Source organism: Pseudoalteromonas sp. SG45-2, from assembly GCF_014164115.1.
Classification (GTDB): domain Bacteria; phylum Pseudomonadota; class Gammaproteobacteria; order Enterobacterales; family Alteromonadaceae; genus Pseudoalteromonas; species Pseudoalteromonas distincta.
This window is the reverse complement of record NZ_JACJEO010000002.1, coordinates 21341-40067: the sequence shown is the minus strand read 5'-3', so window position 1 is coordinate 40067 and position 18727 is coordinate 21341. Positions and strand designations below refer to the sequence as shown.

21 protein-coding genes are annotated in these 18727 nt (G+C 38.4%); 15 read left to right on the top strand and 6 right to left on the bottom strand.

The window, feature by feature from the left end; translation table 11 throughout:
• Positions 1-22: 22 nt before the first annotated feature.
• The gene (locus H5116_RS01425; protein WP_024596632.1) at positions 23-517 is read right to left on the bottom strand and encodes a hypothetical protein; all 495 of its coding nucleotides are present in this window, start codon (positions 515-517) and stop codon (positions 23-25) included.
• A 106-nt stretch (positions 518-623) separates the two neighbouring features.
• Between H5116_RS01425 and H5116_RS01420 the strand changes: the two genes are divergently transcribed.
• Positions 624-1163, top strand: coding sequence for a thioesterase family protein (locus H5116_RS01420; RefSeq protein WP_024596631.1), 540 nt, complete (start codon positions 624-626; stop codon positions 1161-1163).
• Positions 1164-1245: 82 nt separating this feature from the next.
• Here H5116_RS01420 and H5116_RS01415 read toward each other — a convergent pair whose 3' ends face one another.
• Positions 1246-1899: an OmpW family protein gene (locus H5116_RS01415; protein WP_024596630.1), complete on the bottom strand. Its 654-nt coding sequence runs from the start codon at positions 1897-1899 to the stop codon at positions 1246-1248.
• Positions 1900-2311: 412 nt separating this feature from the next.
• Positions 2312-4018, bottom strand: coding sequence for a lysophospholipid acyltransferase family protein (locus H5116_RS01410; protein ID WP_024596629.1), 1707 nt, complete (start codon positions 4016-4018; stop codon positions 2312-2314).
• A gap of 129 nt (positions 4019-4147) precedes the next feature.
• On the opposite strand from H5116_RS01410, the gene H5116_RS01405 reads away from it, so the two are divergent.
• Both H5116_RS01405 and H5116_RS01400 read left to right on the top strand, forming a co-directional pair.
• Positions 4148-5068 carry a glyoxylate/hydroxypyruvate reductase A gene (locus H5116_RS01405; protein WP_182696008.1) on the top strand — a complete coding sequence of 307 codons (921 nt, stop codon included), beginning with the start codon at positions 4148-4150 and terminating at the stop codon, positions 5066-5068.
• 96 nt (positions 5069-5164) lie between these two features.
• The gene (locus H5116_RS01400) at positions 5165-5311 is read left to right on the top strand and encodes a hypothetical protein (protein WP_002958221.1); all 147 of its coding nucleotides are present in this window, start codon (positions 5165-5167) and stop codon (positions 5309-5311) included.
• Positions 5312-5505: 194 nt separating this feature from the next.
• On the opposite strand, the gene H5116_RS01395 is transcribed toward H5116_RS01400, so the two are convergent.
• Both H5116_RS01395 and H5116_RS01390 read right to left on the bottom strand, forming a co-directional pair.
• On the bottom strand, positions 5506-5751 hold the full coding sequence (locus tag H5116_RS01395) for a hypothetical protein (RefSeq protein WP_002958222.1): 246 nt from the start codon (positions 5749-5751) through the stop codon (positions 5506-5508).
• A gap of 106 nt (positions 5752-5857) precedes the next feature.
• Entirely contained in the window at positions 5858-6301 is a 444-nt protein-coding gene (locus H5116_RS01390; RefSeq protein WP_024603734.1) for a hypothetical protein, read from the bottom strand.
• 113 nt (positions 6302-6414) lie between these two features.
• Here H5116_RS01390 and H5116_RS01385 point away from each other — a divergent pair, with 113 nt between their 5' ends.
• The gene (locus tag H5116_RS01385) at positions 6415-6798 is read left to right on the top strand and encodes a response regulator (protein WP_002958224.1); all 384 of its coding nucleotides are present in this window, start codon (positions 6415-6417) and stop codon (positions 6796-6798) included.
• 108 nt (positions 6799-6906) lie between these two features.
• Here the strand turns inward: H5116_RS01385 and rpsT are convergent, their stop codons facing one another.
• Complete coding sequence (gene rpsT / locus H5116_RS01380) at positions 6907-7167, bottom strand: 30S ribosomal protein S20 (RefSeq protein WP_002958225.1); 261 nt, start codon at positions 7165-7167, stop codon at positions 6907-6909.
• A 295-nt stretch (positions 7168-7462) separates the two neighbouring features.
• Here rpsT and murJ point away from each other — a divergent pair, with 295 nt between their 5' ends.
• The 11 genes from murJ to H5116_RS01325 all read left to right on the top strand — a co-directional run bounded on the left by murJ (position 7463) and on the right by H5116_RS01325 (position 18727).
• A complete protein-coding gene (gene murJ, locus H5116_RS01375) occupies positions 7463-9001 on the top strand; it encodes a murein biosynthesis integral membrane protein MurJ (RefSeq protein ID WP_370660919.1) in 1539 nt (512 codons plus the stop codon).
• 84 nt (positions 9002-9085) lie between these two features.
• On the top strand, positions 9086-10036 hold the full coding sequence (gene ribF, locus H5116_RS01370) for a bifunctional riboflavin kinase/FAD synthetase (protein WP_096793492.1): 951 nt from the start codon (positions 9086-9088) through the stop codon (positions 10034-10036).
• Positions 10037-10041: 5 nt separating this feature from the next.
• Complete coding sequence (gene ileS, locus H5116_RS01365; RefSeq protein WP_182715389.1) at positions 10042-12870, top strand: isoleucine--tRNA ligase; 2829 nt, start codon at positions 10042-10044, stop codon at positions 12868-12870.
• A 12-nt stretch (positions 12871-12882) separates the two neighbouring features.
• Positions 12883-13383, top strand: coding sequence for a signal peptidase II (gene lspA / locus H5116_RS01360; RefSeq protein ID WP_002958230.1), 501 nt, complete (start codon positions 12883-12885; stop codon positions 13381-13383).
• Positions 13380-13820 carry an FKBP-type peptidyl-prolyl cis-trans isomerase gene (gene fkpB / locus H5116_RS01355; RefSeq protein ID WP_002958231.1) on the top strand — a complete coding sequence of 147 codons (441 nt, stop codon included), beginning with the start codon at positions 13380-13382 and terminating at the stop codon, positions 13818-13820. The genes lspA and fkpB overlap by 4 nt, the downstream gene beginning before the upstream one ends.
• A complete protein-coding gene (gene ispH, locus H5116_RS01350; protein WP_002958232.1) occupies positions 13820-14749 on the top strand; it encodes a 4-hydroxy-3-methylbut-2-enyl diphosphate reductase in 930 nt (309 codons plus the stop codon). Before fkpB ends, ispH begins: the two co-directional genes overlap by 1 nt.
• Positions 14750-14778: 29 nt before the next feature.
• Entirely contained in the window at positions 14779-15813 is a 1035-nt protein-coding gene (locus H5116_RS01345; RefSeq protein ID WP_002958233.1) for a sensor histidine kinase, read from the top strand.
• Positions 15810-16511 (top strand): LytTR family DNA-binding domain-containing protein, encoded by a 702-nt coding sequence (locus tag H5116_RS01340; protein ID WP_182715388.1) that lies wholly within the window; start codon positions 15810-15812, stop codon positions 16509-16511. Before H5116_RS01345 ends, H5116_RS01340 begins: the two co-directional genes overlap by 4 nt.
• A gap of 185 nt (positions 16512-16696) precedes the next feature.
• Positions 16697-17257, top strand: a complete 561-nt coding sequence (gene pilV / locus H5116_RS01335; protein WP_024596572.1) for a type IV pilus modification protein PilV — start codon at positions 16697-16699, stop codon at positions 17255-17257.
• A gap of 1 nt (position 17258) precedes the next feature.
• Complete coding sequence (locus H5116_RS01330; RefSeq protein WP_182696013.1) at positions 17259-18236, top strand: PilW family protein; 978 nt, start codon at positions 17259-17261, stop codon at positions 18234-18236.
• Positions 18224-18727 (top strand): hypothetical protein, encoded by a 504-nt coding sequence (locus H5116_RS01325; protein ID WP_024596574.1) that lies wholly within the window; start codon positions 18224-18226, stop codon positions 18725-18727. Before H5116_RS01330 ends, H5116_RS01325 begins: the two co-directional genes overlap by 13 nt.

Here is an 18727-nt window from a genome sequence, read left to right as displayed (position 1 = left end):
TAAAGAAATTAAAATATGGGGACTAATTTTTAGTGCCCATATTTTTTGTTACCCCATCAATTGCAATCGTCTCAATACCTTCTTCGTTAAAGTTCATTACGATACTGGCGTTATTACGAGTGAAAAAATAGCTACGGCCATTTAGCTCAATAACATAGTCACCTTTTACCGGATCGCTAAACTGCTGCTTTTTTAGAGTGACTGTATGTTCGCCAATTTGCCATTCAAACTCCTCAATAAACCCGTTATTAAATTCTTGAACCCATACTTGGCTGTCATCTTTTGAAAGTGTGATAGCGACAGAATAAGAGCTAGGAATTTGCTCCATATTGTAACTTTTAGATCCAATAGTGAATTTCTCAGCTTTTTGCTGCCATTCAAAACCAAATTTAAATTCTTTAACTACACCGGTAGGGTAAGTTACTGAGCCTTTACCTGGTAACGAAAAATCGGCAAAAGCATTGTAGCTAGGGACTAATAGGGCCAGTGCAGCGATAATTTTTAGTTTTGATTTCATTAGTTATCTTTTTTATTGTAATAATGATTTAAGATTAAAGTAGAATATTCGTCTTCGCAAGGGGCTATGCTACACTCGAATAAATTTAACTGGTAAGACCTTTTTTGTGAACTTATATATTCGACTTTTATTATTATTTTTCAAAATTAAACGCAATAAGCAATATCAAAATCTACTTGATACAGTAGATATTGATTACAAAGCTTTGCCGACTGATTGTGATATTAATTTACATTTAACGAACTCACGCTATCTTGCGATGATGGATTTATCTCGCACGTGGATGACGGAGCGTGTTGGCTTACTAAAGCAAATAATGAAGCGTCGTTGGTTTCCGATTGTTAACGCAACTGCTATTACTTATATCCGCGATATTAAACCTATGCAGCGATATACAATAAGTACTAAGTTAGTTGGCTGGGATCATAAATACTTTTATATTGAGCAAAAGTTTCACTCAGAGCGAGGCTTACATGCTATTGCTTATGTACGCGGTGTATTTAAAAGTAAAAAGGGTATTATAAGTATTGAAGAAATGCTTGAAGTTGCTGGTTTTGATGGGCAAACACCTATATTGCCAAGTGAAGTAATGCACTGGAAAGAAATGTTAGAGCAGAAAAAGTTAAGTAACCTGCCAAATCGCTAATACCCTACAAATGAGAAAAAAGGCCTTTCGGCCTTTTAACATACATTGTAATTGGGTAACTATGTACTACTTCATATATGCTTTAAAAGCTGTACCTAACACCAAACATAGCCACAACAGGGTCAAGCTCAACAGTTGATGTAAGCGATTTTGCACCATTAGCATAAACAGTGGCATCGGTATCAATATCCATAATTGATACCATAGCGTGTAAACCCCAGTTTTTATCAATTTTATAGTTAGCACCTACCTGAGCCATAAAGCCAAACGAATCATCTAACTTTACTTCTACATCGTCTGTTCCTAGCGTTGCTTTAAGTGCTTGAGAGGGTTGCTCATCAAAAAATGTAGTGTAGTTTATGCCTACGCCTATAAAAGGTCTTAGCGCATAGCTTGTATCTAAAAAGTGGTATTGTGCAACCAATGACGGTGGAAGTTGTTTTATATCTGCAATTTTGTTGCCTGCTAAGCCGTCTGCGCCATTTACATCGTGTGAAAACGGTGTTGCTGCTATCAGCTCTAACACCCACTGATCGTTAAATGCATAATCTACGGTGATACCTAGTTGAGTATCTGAATCACCTTTAAGGCCTAGCGTAGGTGCTTCATTAATCGCTGAGCTACTGTTATCAGGGTTTACGTTAATAGCGCCAACATTTACGCTAAAGTTAGCGTGTGCAGCTGGAGAGAGTGCTAATAAAGAGGTTAATAATGCGATGCTAATTTGAGTTTTCATGTTGTTCTCCAAGAACTACTGTTTGATTGGCGCTATTATTACCGAGCAATAAATATGAAAACCTGTTCTAGATCAAAGTTTAAAAAGCATTTGAAGCTTATAAAATATTTTATTGATTTAGATTAATTTTAGTGTCGTTATGCTTTTGTAAAGATTGACATATTTATTTAATTAACAGTCACATGAATATATTAAGGCAGGCACTGCCTTGCCATAATCTCGTGTTTAACCAAGGGCCTTAATAAACAAGAAAATATGTTTTTAGCAGGGTTCAAAAAATAATTAAAACAGCCGACACTTAAAAAAGTATTGGAAGACTTAAATGCGATTGAGTCGGTTTGTATAATGAAATATAAACCGAGTATTTTATAATGCATAAAATACTCGGTGCACTGACTTTACTTATCAATAGTTATTCTAAATAACGTTTAGCTTTGTTTTCTTTCACACTTTTAAGATCGACTAATACCAATCCATCAATACAATTATTAAAATCGGGATCAATGCTAAAGCTTAAAAATTGTACACCGCCAGGGTTGCAAAGCTCAGTATATTGTTTAAATAAAGTAGGGACTTGAGCGCCCATATTAGCTAACACATGTTTTAACTCTACAAAATCTTCTTTAACATCGTTTCCATTAAAAAGAATATTGCATTGAGTTAGCTGTTGCTCAGTTAATTTAAGCTCATTATTAGGCGTAGCTAGTTCTATACTGCTTTTATAATAATGTTGATAGTAATAAACGAGCATGGCTTTGGCTTGCTCAGGTAGAGCGTTGGACACGCTTACAGCCCCAAATAAATATCTATACTGTGGGTAGTTTTTTATAAAAGCACCAATACCGTACCATAAATAGTCGAGACTCTTACGTCCCCAATACTTAGGTTGTACAAAACTTCTACCAAGCTCAATACCTTGGTGCAGATAGGGCGTCATAGCGTCGGTGTAAGAAAATAAACTATCGGTATATAAACCTTCACGTCCATGTTTTTGTATTATCTGTTGTGCGCAGGCTAATCGATAAGCACCTACTAGCTCTAGTTGCATAGGGTCCCACAGTACAAGGTGTTGGTAATCCATATCGTATTTATCTATATCACGACGCTTACCGCTTCCTTCACCTACTGCTCTAAATGCAATTTCTCTGAGGCGTCCCAACTCTCTAAAAATAGGTGAACTACCTACATATTGATATAAATGAATGTGCATGCCATCGTGTGTTTTACCCAGAAGCTGACATTGCTCAATTGCTCTTTTTAGTTCTTTTCTACACTCGGGCACAGCAATAGGTGTTTGTGTTTTTAGCGGCAGTGTTTTTTTAGTTGTAAGCCTATAAAGCTGCTTACGTATGAGGTTTACAATTTCTTTATCTTTAAGGTTTTCTATCAAGTAGGACTCAGGAGGGATAGAGGCGCCAATCTCAAACTCTAAAGATTTTTGGCGCTGCTTAAACATTTCGGCCACTAATAGTAAACTTGCCAAAGGTTTATAAATCATTGATGTACCATAAAAAAGCGGACTATTTTTGGCTTTAATAAAAATAGGTAAAATGGGGCAGTTGGCTTTTTTTGCCATACGTAAAAAACCGCTATTCCATTTGCAATCCTTAATACCGGTTGGTCCTAGGCGCGACACTTCCCCTGCAGGAAATATAAGTAAGGCACCTCCACCTTTTAAATGGTTTTGTATATTACTAAGCTCTTGCTTTTTACTCATACCAGATAAGTTATCAACAGGGAGTAAAAGAGAATGCATTGCGCTGACCGACATTAACATGCGGTTTGCGACTACTTTTAAATCCTGCCTTACTGTAGAGAGTACTTTGATAAGTGCTAAAGCATCTAGTGAACCAATAGGGTGGTTAGCAACAATAACAAGTTTACCCTCGTTAGGAATATGTTCTATCTGCTTAGGTTTATAGCGCGTATCAAAATTGAGTTCATCAAGTACTTGCTCAACAAATTCTAATCCTTGTAGGTGAGGGTAGGTATTACCAAAGGTGATAAACTCTTGTTCATGCAATAAGTAACCTAAGCCCTTTTTTACTAAACCTTTTACTTTTGGAGAGTTCTCTAGTTGTGGTAAGTTTGCTGCAATTACTTTATCAACACTTATCATATTAACCTCATATCCCGTTTGGTCTATTCGCTATACATGTAAGATTAAAAAAAGGGTGTGACAGTTACTTTGCAGTAGTGTGACTTTTTAAAGTACTAAATTATAAACTGTGAATTGCTAGGAGAATTTATGTCGGTATTGGTGGCTATAACGGGGCGCAACAACGAAAAGCTAATAACGAAGTTACAAGAGCGATTACCAAATACATTGATAGAGCAATGGCCTGATTGCAAAAACGCAAATAATGTGGATTTTGTACTTGCGTGGAATGCTCCTGAGTCTCTGTGGCCGCAGCTGCCTAACTTAAAAGCTGTGTCGTCATTTGGTGCAGGCGTAGACAGTATCGATTTAACATTATTACCTGAACATGTCGAAGTAGTACGTATTGTTGACATGCAACTTGCTGAAGATATGGCGGAATATGTACTTACACATGTCTTAGCTCAAAAATTACGCTTAAAAGAGTATTACACTAAACAAACACAGCAAACATGGAAGCCAAAACGAGCTTTTAGTAATAAACATGTTGGTATACTTGGATTTGGCGAATTAGGTAAAGCATGTGCGCAAAAACTTGTAACTAATGGTTTTAAAGTAAGTGCCTGGGCGCAAAGTAATAAAAACACGACTAATGTCGAGGTTTATTATGGCGATGAAGGACTTAGCGATATGCTTTGTAAGATTGATTATCTCGTGTGCTTATTACCTCTTACGCAGGCAACGAAGGGTATTATTAATCACTCAATGCTCGCTAAGCTACCTTCACATGCTGTTGTTATTAATGTAGCACGTGGTGCTCATGTGGTTGAGCAAGATTTATTAAATGCATTAAATAACGATAGCTTACGCGCTGCTACCTTGGATGTTTTTGACCAAGAACCTTTAACGCAGAATCACCCTTACTGGGGAAACCCCAAAATAACACTTACACCACATTGTGCAGCGCTATCTGATTTAAATAGCGTTATAGACCAAATAGCCGATAATATTGAACGTTTGAATATGGGCTTAGCACTCAATAATTCAGTGGATAGAACTAAAGGTTATTAGCTGATAGCTAATTAGTTTAAAAAACAGCTTGTTAACATTTGTAATTTTCATTAGTGTAAAAGATATTCTCACTAATAAAAATATAAAGAGGGTGTTATGAAATCCAGTCAAAGTGGGGCTAAATTAAGCCTCGTTGTTATTTCAATTATCGTGCTAGGTGTTTCAGCTTGGTTTAATCAGGCTAACGCTGAAGATAGTCCATCTAAAACACAAACCCAAAGTGAATTAACAATAGCAGATTAACCTAGCTTATTAGGTATTTTCAGTTTTCGTCTTTCTTCTCGTTTCACTCAACAGTACATGCACAGCACCATTATTGCAGTGGTGCTTTAGTGGCGCTTAATACTGTCCTGATCTAACGTGTTTCTAATATTTTAAAAATTCGCAACAAAAAAGCCCAGCAATGCTGGGCTATTAAATATTCTAAGGAAAAGTTGTTAACTTTGGGTTACATTAAATTGCCCAAATGTATAAACTTTAAACAGGTAAAAAGTGTTGATCAACACTAAACTCATATTTGAAATAACGCTCGACGACATAAGATCTAGGCTAAATGATAAGAATAATAAACCACATGCACTAATGGCGGCAACGCGCAGCAGTGTTATCTGGTTAATAAAGAATGCACCTAAACCTAGTGCAAGTAGTGTAGTATTTAAAAGCCAATCTAGCTCATTTAGCATGGTCGTTTCAATAGTTCAGTTGTTGAAAAAAGGAGCGCCATTATGTTGATCTTTTGCACACCTTTCAACCAAGTAATTTTAAATTTTCAGATTAGTTTTTTTAATGCTAAAAGTAACTGCCAATTGCCGAAAACAAACCATTGTCAGCAATTACTTGATACTTCTGACAGCTCTGTGGTTTTTGTAAATCACTGCATAAATAAAGGGATTCACGGCTAGAATCATAGTTGGGGTGCAAGTTGGAATCAATTAAAGTAGCTCCGTAACCTAAAAGTCCAGGCCAGTAAACACTCTCACTTACCATCCCTAATTTTTTATAGGTGAGCAAGGTTGGTTTTGGAAAAGCTAAAATTATTACAATAACAATGGCCAGAGATATAAATAGCCCCTTTTTTGACTTTGTTTTTTGGCTAGTGCCATTGTTTATGTTTGTTTTTTCCTCTGCGGGTATAGAGCGCTGAGTAGGGCGTTGCGGCTTTCTTTTTTGCGCTGTTTTTTTTCTTGTTGGTGCTTTACCTAGCAACGACTGTTTATTTGGGGTTTTAGACATAAAGCAAATCTGGCCTTTTTTCCGTAGGTCTCTATAATTAAATGAGCAAATTTATATACTAAGCTAATTATTATGATAACTTAAAGTTAGCTTATAGCCTACGAGGAATAAAGATGAATACGCAGCTATCAATTTTAATTGTAGATGACGTTAGCACAGTGCGTAGTTTTTTGAGCCAAACGCTCATGCACTTAGGGATAGATAACGTAAAGGAAGCATCTACTGCCTCACAATGTATTAGTGAGTGCCAGGCTGCAAATTATAATATCATTTTTTTAGACATAGAACTGCCGGACGGCGATGGCAAAGATTTGATTGCGCAAATCAATGAATTAAGCCCTGAGACAAATGTAGTAATGGTATCTGCACATTCAGGTATTGAAAATGTTAAGGATGCAATTGATAAAGGCGCTAAAGGATTTGTAGTGAAGCCGTTTACACCTAAAAAAATAGCGGCAATGCTTAAGAAGTTTTATCCAGACTTGGAAAATGTATGACACCAATCTGTTTAAATATTTATGTCGACTGTTATTAAAGTACGAGATTAAATCTTAGATAAAAAAAAACCGGCAAAAGCCGGTTTTTTATATTCTATCAAAAACAAATTATAGAGCTTTAATCTTAGCTGCTATACGGCTCTTATGACGAGCTGCTTTGTTTTTGTGAATTAGACCCTTAGTTGCGTAACGGTCTAGGATAGGTGTAGCAACAGAAAAAGCTTGCTGTGCAGCTTCTTTATCGCCCGCTTCAATAGCAACAATTACTTTTTTGAAGTAAGTGCGCATCATTGAACGACGGCTTGCGTTGTGCTGACGGTTTTTTTCGCTTGTGATAGCGCGTTTTTTTGCAGACTTGATGTTAGCCAAGGTTTGCTCCTAACAATCTTAAAATAAAGCTTAAATTAAAGGCCGTGGAATATGCCTGTTTCTATCATGGATGTCAATGTAAATTTAACAATCCAAGAAAAACTGCACCATATAACGAGCATCAATTTGCCGCTTTAGCAGTTAATATAGACATTGTAACAAAGCACAGACCCCCAGCCTAGTGCTTTAAAGCGATTTATAAAAAAGACTGTGGCATAATCGCCTATCTTGAGGATTTTTGAGTAGGTTTAAGGTGTCAAAAGGTTTATTTCGCTCTGGTATGATTGTTAGTTGTATGACTATGATATCGCGTATTTTAGGGCTCGTTCGAGATGCTGTCGTTGCCAATTTATTAGGCGCAAGTGCAGCGGCTGATGTTTTTTTATTTGCTAACCGTATTCCTAATTTTTTACGCCGTTTATTTGCAGAAGGTGCCTTCGCACAAGCATTCGTACCTGTGCTAAGTGAAATTAAAGAACAGCAAGGCGACGACAAGGTCAGACTTTTTGTTGCACAAGCAGCAGGCACATTAGGAACCATTTTACTAATTGTCACTATTATTGGTGTTGTTGCTTCCCCTGTTATTGCAGCACTATTTGGTACCGGTTGGTTTATAGATTGGTGGCAAGGCGGACCTAATGCCGAAAAATTTGAACTTGCAAGTTCACTACTTAAACTTACATTCCCCTATTTATTTTTTGTAAGTTTAGTTGCACTTAGTGGTGCGGTAATGAATGTGTATAACCGTTTTGCTGTTGCTGCATTTACACCAGTTTTGCTTAATGTTTCTATTATTACGTGTGCAATTTTTTTACATGATAAATTTTCGGTAGGTGCTTATTCACTTGCCATAGGTGTATTTGTCGGTGGTGTAGTGCAGCTACTATTTCAATTACCGTTCTTGTATCGCGCTAAAATGTTGGCGCGTCCGCGCTGGGCATGGCAAGACGAAAACGTAAAAAAAGTACGAAAACTTATGCTACCGGCTTTGTTTGGTGTCTCTATTAGTCAAATTAATCTGTTGCTCGATACCATGATTGCGTCATTACTGATGACGGGCTCAATTGCATGGCTTTACTATTCAGACCGCTTAATTGAATTTCCGCTGGGGTTATTTGGTATTGGTATTGCGACAGTTATTTTACCGGCGCTTTCTAAACTACATAGCAGTAAAAAAAGTAGCGACTTTCAGCATACTCTCGATTGGGGAGTTCGTTTTGTTATATTTTTAGGCCTGCCAGCAATGATAGGTTTGATGATCATCAGCCCACTTATTATTACCGTGTTGTTCGACCACGGTGCATTTAAAGAAGACAGTATTGATCATGTCAAAGCTGTAAGCTTAGGCGTAGTCGCATATTCGGTCGGACTTGTAAGCTTTATGCTAATAAAAGTACTCGCTCCTGGCTTTTATGCTCGTCAAGATACAAAAACACCGGTGCGTATTGGTATTATTACCTTAGTACTTAATATGGTGTTTAACATTATGCTGGCTCCTTTCATTGGTTATTTAGGGTTGGCACTTGCTACTTCGTTATCGGCTAGCTGCAATGCATTTTTATTATACAGACAGCTTAAAAAAGAAAATGTATACCAGTTCTCATCAATGAGTATGCGTTTTACACTTAAATGTGTTGTTGCAAGTATTGTTATGGGAGCTGTCACATGGTTTGTGAGCAGTTACTATTATTGGGCTACATGGGCCTTTACACAGCAAGTAATATTATTAGTAGCGCTAGTGGCTTTGGCAGGTATTAGCTACTTTGCAATGCTATTTGTGATGGGCGTTAGACTAAATACGATAAAAAGTGTAGCAATTACTGAATCAAACTAAAAAAAAGATTATAATCGGCAACTCTGCGGCTTTAATCATTTTTTAGCCGTAATTAATAGCTCGCTAAACAAGGCATTAGGTGGCATGGAGTTAATTAGAGGTATACACAATATTCGCCCACACCATTTTGGTTGTGTGTTAACTATTGGTAATTTTGACGGCGTTCATTTAGGCCACGCAGAAGTACTAAAAGGTTTACTTAGCGATGCTAAAGCGCATAGTTTGCCTAGCACTGTAATGCTGTTTGAACCCCAGCCACAAGAGTTTTTTGCTAAAAACAATGCCCCTGCACGGTTAACGCGCTTACGAGATAAGTTACGTTTATTGAGTGATTTAGGTATTGAGCGAGTTATTTGCATTAGCTTTAATCAGCAATTTGCAAACATGCATGCTGAGCAATTCGTTAATGAGATTTTGATTAAAAAGTTAGGTGTTAAAGCACTTACTGTTGGTGATGATTTTAAGTTTGGAAAGCAACGCCAAGGTAACTTTCACTTACTTGCTAGCATGGGTAAGCAAGCGGGCATGGATGTAAAAAGCACCGCGAGCTTTCGTCAATTAAATGCTAGAGTAAGCAGCACTTTAATACGAGATGCTTTAGCATCCGGTGACTTAGCGAGTGCTAAAATAATGCTTGGTCACGATTATGCTATTTCTGGGCGTGTTATACATGGCTGGAAAAGAGGACGTGAACTCGGTTTTAGAACGGCAAATATAGCCCTAAAACGCCAAGTGTGTCCTGTCAACGGAGTGTTTGCAGTGCAAGCAACGATTGCAGGAAAACAGATTTTTGGAGTTGCAAATGTAGGTAATAAGCCGACATTTAATGGAACTCGTGCATTATTAGAAGTTCACCTTTTTGATTTTGCACAGGATATTTACGGACAATTTATGCATGTGGAGTTAATAAAAAAACTTCGCGATGAGAAAAAATTCGAGACATTAACACAATTAACGGCGCAAATAGCAACTGATGTTGCTGCCGCTAAGCAGTGTTTTGGTTTAAATCAGGTAGCCGATAGAGACGGAATGTAGGATAAATGAGCGACTATAAACATACTTTGAACTTACCGGAAACACCGTTTCCAATGCGTGGCAATTTGGCACAACGTGAACCAAAAATGCTTAAAGCATGGTATGAGGACGACCTTTATGGTCAAATTCGCAGCGCTAAGAAAGGTAAAAAAACCTTTATTTTGCATGACGGCCCTCCGTATGCAAATGGCGATATCCATTTAGGCCACTCAGTTAATAAAATATTAAAAGATATTATTGTTAAGTCTAAAACATTATCTGACTTTGATTCACCATTAGTTCCAGGTTGGGATTGTCATGGTTTACCAATCGAGTTAATGGTTGAGAAAAAAGTAGGCAAGCCGGGTGTAAAAGTTACTGCGAGTGAGTTTCGTGAAAAATGCCGTGCATACGCTAAAAAACAAGTTGAAGGTCAAAAAGTTGATTTTAAACGTTTAGGCGTATTTGCAGATTGGGATAAGCCATATTTAACAATGAACTTTGACTTTGAAGCGAATGCAATTCGTGTGCTTGGTCGAATTATTGAAAAAGGTCATTTGCATAAAGGCGCCAAGCCTGTGCATTGGTGTACAGACTGTGGCTCTGCATTAGCAGAAGCTGAAGTTGAATACCAAGATAAGCAGTCACCAGCAATCGATGTGCGTTTTACATTTGTTGATCAAGATGCTGTTGTTAGTGCCTTTGATCTGGCTGATGGTCATAAAGGTGAAGGCAGTGTTGGTACTGTTATTTGGACAACAACACCGTGGACGCTTCCTGCAAACCGCGCTGTGGCTGTGCATGCCGATTTAGAGTATGCGTTAGTACAGGTTGAAGATGAAGGCGTACAACAACGCCTAATTTTAGGTTCTGAGCTTGTTAAAGATGCTATGGACCGTTTTGGTTTTAATCACTTTCACGTACTAGGGTATGTAAAAGGTGCAGCGCTTGAAAACTTGCAAGTAGCCCATCCTTTTTATGATTTTAATGTACCAGTGATTGTTGCAGAACACGTAACTACTGATTCAGGTACTGGTGTTGTACATACCGCCCCAGGCCATGGTCAAGAAGATTTCGTGGCAGGCTTAAATTACAACCTTGAAGTGGCTAACCCTGTTGGTGCAAATGGTGTTTATTTACCAGATACCGAACTTTTTGCAGGTCAGCACGTATTTAAGGCGAATGCGAGCGTAATTGAAGTGTTAAAAGAGCGTGGTGCGCTTATGCATCACCATGCGCTTACGCATAGTTACCCACATTGTTGGCGCCACAAAACACCAATCATTTTCCGTGCTACACCGCAGTGGTTTGTAAGTATGGATCAGGCTAACTTACGTCAAGATTCTCTTGCTGAGATTAAAAACACGCAGTGGTTACCAGAGTGGGGTGAAAGCCGTATTTCTAACATGGTTGAAAGCCGCCCAGATTGGTGTATTTCTCGCCAGCGTACTTGGGGCGTTCCTATTGCATTGTTCGTTGATAAAGACACCGGTGCACTTCACCCAAATACACAAGAGTTAATTGCTCAAGCAGCAGAGCTTGTTGAAAAGTCTGGTATACAAGCATGGTACGATTTAGAACCAGCTACTTTACTTGGTGAAGAAGACGCCAAGCAATACATGAAAGTGCAAGATACGCTAGATGTATGGTTTGACTCAGGTGTGTCACACGCTTGTGTAGTAGATGCACGTGAAGACCTGGTTGGTCCAGCTGACTTATACCTTGAAGGTTCTGATCAGCACCGTGGTTGGTTTATGTCATCAATGATGACATCTGTTGCTATTAATGGTCATGCGCCATACCGCCAAGTATTGACTCATGGTTTTACTGTTGATGAAAACGGCCGCAAAATGTCTAAGTCACTAGGTAATGTTATTTCACCACAAAATGTGATGAATAAACTAGGTGCTGACATTCTACGTTTGTGGGTGGCTTCTACCGATTACACGGCAGAAATGACTGTGTCGGATGAAATATTTAAACGCTCAGCCGATCGTTACCGCCGTATTCGTAACACCAGCCGTTACTTGCTTGCTAACCTAAATGGTTTTAACCCAGAAACAGATCAAGTAGCTGTTGATGATATGGTTGAGCTTGATAAGTGGATTGTTGGTCGCGCAGCTCAGTTGCAAGACGAGATTTTAGCCGCATACGACAGCTACCAAATGCTATTAGTAACTCAAAAGCTAATGAACTTCTGTACGGGTGAGCTTGGCTCGTTCTATTTAGATGTTATTAAAGATCGTCAATATACAGCTAAGAGTGATAGCCATGCACGTCGTTCTTGTCAAACTGCGCTTTATCATATTGCAGAAGCAATGACGCGTTGGATGGCACCTATTATGAGCTTTACCGCACAAGAAATTTGGGAAGCGTTACCGGGTGAGCGTAGTGACTACGTATTTACATCAGTTTGGTACGATGGCTTACAAGCACCAACAAATAGCCAATTTAGTAACGATGATTGGTTAGAGATTTTAACTGTACGTGACGAAGTAAACCGCTTATTAGAAGCTGCACGTAAAGAAGAAGTCATTGGTGCAACACTTCAAGCAACGGTGAATTTATTTACGGGTAAAGAGCTTGCCGCTAAATTAAACGCGCTTGGTGATGAACTGCGTTTTGTATTGTTAACATCAGCCGTGAATGTTACTGAAGTTGATAGCCAGCCTGTAGATACACAAGCTACCGAGATTGAAGGTTTGTTCATTAGCGTTGCTGCAACAGATGCTGCTAAATGTGAGCGTTGTTGGCATTACAGCGAAGATGTAGGCGTTGAGCCTGCTCATCCTGAAATTTGTGGTCGTTGTGTAAGTAATGTTGACGGCGAAGGTGAAAAGCGTCAATTCGCTTAGGAGTTATTCTTAGTGAGCAAACTAGCCCAAAAAAGTGGTTTAGTGTGGCTTTGGTTGAGTCTATTACTTTTAGTAATAGACTTTGCCAGTAAAACACTTGTTGTAGGGACTATGGCTTATCAAGAGTCTATAAACTTACTCCCTGTTTTTAGTATTACTTATGTACATAACTATGGTGCTGCTTATAGCTTTTTAAGTGAAGCGGGTGGTTGGCAGCGTTGGTTTTTAAGTGCAATTGCCGTTGCTATTAGTGCTTTGCTTGTATGGTGGCTAAAACGCTTACCTGCTACAAATAAAGTACTATGCGGTGCTTATGCATTGGTACTTGCTGGCGCTATTGGTAATTTATACGATCGTATTGCGTATGGTTATGTAATCGACTTTATTCACGTTTTTTATAAAGACTCACATTTTCCTGTATTCAATATTGCCGATTGCGCTATTTGTATTGGCGCAGCATTATTGTTATTTGACGCCTTCACCGGCGAGAGTCCAAAGGAGCATAAAGCATGAGCCAAGCTGTAATTGGTGAAAACTCGCAAGTTATTTTCCATTTTTCTATTAAATTAGAAGATGGCTCTGCCGCTGATTCTACCAAGGTGCACAACAAACCTGCTAAATTAACAATGGGTGATGGCAGCTTAACGGCAAACTTCGAAAAGTGTTTATTAGGTTTAACTGCAGGCGAAAGTAAAACGTTTGAATTAGAACCTGAAGATGCTTTTGGTCAACCAAACCCAGATAATATTTACTACGTTGACCGTAGTAAGTTTGGTCCAGAAACACCAGCTAAGGTAGGTGCAATTATTGCGTTTACTCAACCTGATGGCACTGAGCTTCCTGGTTTAGTCCGCGAAGTGCAAGGTGAGTCGGTAACGATTGATTTTAATCACCCTTTATCTGGCCAGCGTTTAACCTTTGAAGTTGATATTATTGAGGTGGAAGGTTAATGGAAATATTACTAGCTAATCCTCGCGGCTTTTGCGCTGGTGTTGACCGTGCTATTAGTATTGTTGAGCGCGCTTTAGATATTTTTGAAAAGCCAATTTATGTTCGCCACGAAGTAGTACATAACCGCTATGTGGTTGATGGACTAAAAAGTCGTGGTGCGGTATTTGTTGAAGAGCTTGATCAAGTACCTGACGACAGTATTGTTATTTTTAGCGCACATGGCGTATCGCAAGCGGTTCGCAGCGAGGCTAAACGTCGTGATTTAAAAGTATTTGATGCAACGTGTCCGCTTGTAACTAAAGTGCATATGGAAGTTACACGTGCGAGTCGCAAAGGTATTGAGTGTATTTTAATTGGACATCATGGTCACCCTGAAGTAGAGGGAACAATGGGACAATATGATAACTCAGACGGTGGTATTTATCTTGTTGAAACCGTTGATGATGTTGTTGCGCTTAATGTAAAAAATGCTGAAAATCTTTTTTACTGTAGTCAAACGACTTTATCAGTTGATGATACTGCTGATGTTATTGATGCACTACGCAATAAGTTTCCATCAATTGACGGACCTCGTAAAGATGATATTTGTTATGCAACGCAAAATCGTCAGGATGCTGTTCGTGACTTAGCTGACAAAGTTGATGTGCTATTAGTTGTTGGCGCTAAAAACAGTTCTAACTCTAATCGTTTACGTGAACTTGCAGATAAAATGGGCACTGTTGCTTATTTAATTGATGACGCAACTGATGTGCAAGAGCAGTGGGTTTCAGGTTCTAAATCAGTGGGTGTAACTGCGGGTGCATCTGCGCCAGAAGTACTTGTACAACAAGTTATAAGCCGATTAAAAGATCTTGGTGGTACGCAGGTTGTTGAAAACCCAGGCGAAGAAGAGAATATCGTATTTGCTGTTCCTGTAGAGCTACGTTAATTTAAAATTTAGATTATAGGAGAGTCGTTATGAGCAAGTCACTAAAAAATGATGGTTTGCTTTTTTCGGCTCTTTTTAATGAGCGAGGCGTACTAGCTTCGCTTATTGTTTCTCAAGTTATTGCTATTGTTTTAGCCTTTGCACCCAATGTAGAAGGCGATATTTGGCTTCGACTTGGGATCATTAGTTTGTTTATGCATTTAATTGTTTTAGTCGGTACCTCTTCTTTATACTTCTGTAGATTTTTCTTACAAACGCGCACCCAAACTTTTCAATTAAGTTTGTTTTTTATCTTTTTTTTATTATCTACATGCATTTTTAGTATTTTATTTTCCCATTTTGCTTTTGATATAGATGATACAGATAACTTAATTTATTTCACACTTCGCAATTGCATTATAGTGGCTTTGCTGGCGGCTTTATTCGTCCAATTTTTATTAATTCATTTTGAGAAAGAGCAGCAAACTAAAGCGCTTTCTCGAGCTGAGCTTGATGCCTTGCAAGCTAGAATACGTCCTCATTTTTTATATAATAGTTTAAACACCGCTGCAGAGCTTACTCATCATGATGCCGATGCGGCAGAGCAGGCTATTTTAGCATTAGCCGCCTTATCGCAGGCAGCAATGCACTCAGGAAAAAATGTATCTCTTGACGATGAAATAACGCTGAGTAAGCAATATATAGCACTTGAAACATGGCGTTTCGGTAATCGCTTAAGCGTTGATTGGCAAATACCTAATGAACTACCTGCATTGAGCATTCCTTGTTTAACCCTGCAGCCATTAATTGAAAATGCAGTATGCCACGGTGTTGAAACAAGTGAGCATGGTGCAGAAATAAAAGTAGAGCTACATATTACTACCGGCTATATAACCATGATTGTTTCTAACCCTATAACAATTTCTAATGCTCAAACTAGGCCTAATAACGGCATGGCGCTTGAAAATATTCGCCAGCGATTAAATATTTATTATAAAAATAAAGCGCAGCTAACAATTACTAATAAAAATGATGTGTTTAGGGTCAAGGTCGTTATTCCTAAGCTAATTGAGGGTAGTGTATGAACGTACTCATTGTTGATGATGAACCTCTTGCGAGATCGCGCTTAATTCGTTTGTTGGCACATGATAAAAGCATAGTTGTACAAGGCGAGGCAAGTAATGGTAATGAAGCCCTAGTACTGGCTAAAAAGCAGACGCCGGATTTGATTTTTTTAGATGTTGATATGCCTGGTATGAATGGTTTACAAGTTGCTAATGAGCTCAATAGTTTAACTCTACCTCCTGCTATTGTTTTTATAACTGCTCACCCTGAGCATGCCTTCGATGCTTTACAATTAAGCGCTGCAGGTTATTTAGTTAAACCTATTTCAGAGCAATCATTGCAAAAGGTGCTTAAGCAAGTCGGGCGCTTAAATAAAGTACATATTCAAAAACAACAAAATGTAAAAATCTCTTATCAGCTAGCTGGTACTCTACGCAGTGTTGATATAAATGATGTTTTGTATTTTAGTGCCGAAGAAAAGTATACCAAAATGATATTCTGTGGTGGAGAAGCTTTACTTGAACAAAGTCTAAAACAATTAGAGTCACAATTTCCTACACATATTTTGCGAATTCATCGCAATACATTGGTTAATAAACAAAAAGTAATTGCTTTGCATTCAAAAGCGAATGGCAATCATATGATTGAGCTACAAGGGTGCAGTGAGTTATTGCCAGTGAGCCGCCGTGAGCTTAAATTAGTAAAAAATTCGCTTTAGGCTTACCTTGCAATTAACCTCCCCTTGATTTAAATACATTTGAGTCTTAATTATCAACGGTGTTATTGAATAAACAGGTTTAATTAACCGTTTATCAACAAATATAACCGCTTGTCTTAGTCCTCATTGATTCCTCAAATAAATAACATAAACTTAAAATCAGATAATTTTTATTTGGTTTTATTATGCAATCACCTCACGTAAAAGTGCAAAGAGGCTTCACTCTGATTGAAGTGCTAATTGCATTTATTATTCTTAGTTTTGGCCTTTTAGGCGCAGTTGCTTTGCAAGCAAAAGCAAAGCAAGCAAGCTTTGATTCTATGCAGCGTGCTGCTGCAGTTGCACTTGGTAATGATATTGTGCAGCGTATCCGTGCTAACGATACCCCGCAAATAGCTAGCCTATATACCCAAACATTTAATAGCGAAGCCTCAACTAAAACCTCACAGACGTGTTTTACAAGCACTTGTAGCGCAGCGCAAGTTGCAGCCCTAGACCTTGAGCAATGGAAAAGAGCTATAAAAGCAAGGGAAAACACAGGCTCTTTAGATGACGCAACTGTATGTATTGCGGCTACTGCAGTTGCAGGTACAGGTGGTAAAGCATTTAATTTAGAGGTCGTTGTATCTTGGCAAGGGCGTCAAGAGTTTAATGCAAATAGTACGACTGGAGACATCAAGTGTGGAACGGCTGATAAAAAGCGCCGTTTAGTTGTTTTAACTAGTTATATTTACCTTAGGAGCTAACATGAAGCAAAAAGGTTTTACACTTGTAGAAATGATGATTTCATTATTTATTGGTGGGTTAATTTTAGGCGGCGTTATGTTTACCTATATAGGTATGAAAGTAACCACTAAAGATACGATGACTATTGGTGAACTTCAAGAATCAGGACGCCTTGCAATTAACATAATGCAACGTGATATTGAGCAAATTGGCTTTTGGGGCACTTATTATGATGATTCTTTTACTTCGGTAAACACAGAAGCATTATCAAACCCGCTAAATGACTGTTTTGAAGGACTAAATAACGGTAGTTTTCCTGATTTGGCAACTGCGAGTAACTTTAGAACTATTTATGCGAAGGTTGCAGATGCTTCAAAAGAACTAAACTGCGTAACGAGTCCAGTAAAAGGTACCGATATTATTCAGTTAAAGTTTTTACAAGGTGATCAATTAACTGAAGGTGAGACTCAAACGAGTGAAAACTATTTCATAGCGGAGCAAGAGAGAGCCCAATTCAAGCGAGGTGAAATTACAGGAAGTTCTGTTAATGCCTCTATTTGGCCGTATAGCCATCATGTTTATTATATTTCAGAGCAAACATATAAAGTAAATAACAAGAACCTAACTGTACCTGCATTAATGAGAAAGCGTTTAGTTGGTGGGAATATCACCACAGAAACTATTATGGAAGGTGTCGAAAACATGCGGTTTGTTTTTGGTCTCGATACAAACAGCGACAATCGTGTAGATACATACCGAAGTATTAAAAGTATGGAGCACACTGATTGGGAAAATCGAAAGGGTATTTTAACAGTACAGGTATTTTTATTAATACGCGCATTGGAGCCAGACCCTGGGGTTAAAATTAAAAACCAAACTTACATATTAGGTGAAGATGAAGACAAGCGTGAATTGAAATTCACAGATAGTTTCAGACGCACAGTGTTTACCACGACTATTCGATTAAATAATGTTGGATCAAATTTATGGCGTATTTAAAACAATCACAGAAAAAGCAGCAGGGTGTAGTACTGATCACCGCTCTAATAATGGTAATTGCAGTGACGGGTATAGCGGTGACTCTTATGAGCAGTAGTAGTATTGATATTAAAATTACCAATGCAGCGCAAGAGCGTGAAGTGGCCGAAAATGAACTTATTGGCGAAGTACAGCGCATGATTTCTGATGAAGCTAATAAAGGTGCGAATAATCAGTTTTTTTTGAGTCCAGATGAAGTCACTTCGATTGCAGCCTCTGATAAAGAAGGCATGGTGATCGCAACACATGATGGTATGCAAAGCAAAATGGTTAATCTAAACAAAGGTGCGCTTGACCTAGAGTGTCCTCGACGCTTTAATTTTACTGCAGGTATATCGTGCAATATGTTACAGGTCGCCACGACAATAGAATATGGCTCTAAAAGTAAGCATGAACTAACCATTGTTACAGGTGTAGCGCAAGAAATGGCTAGCATAAGTAAGGGGATTTAA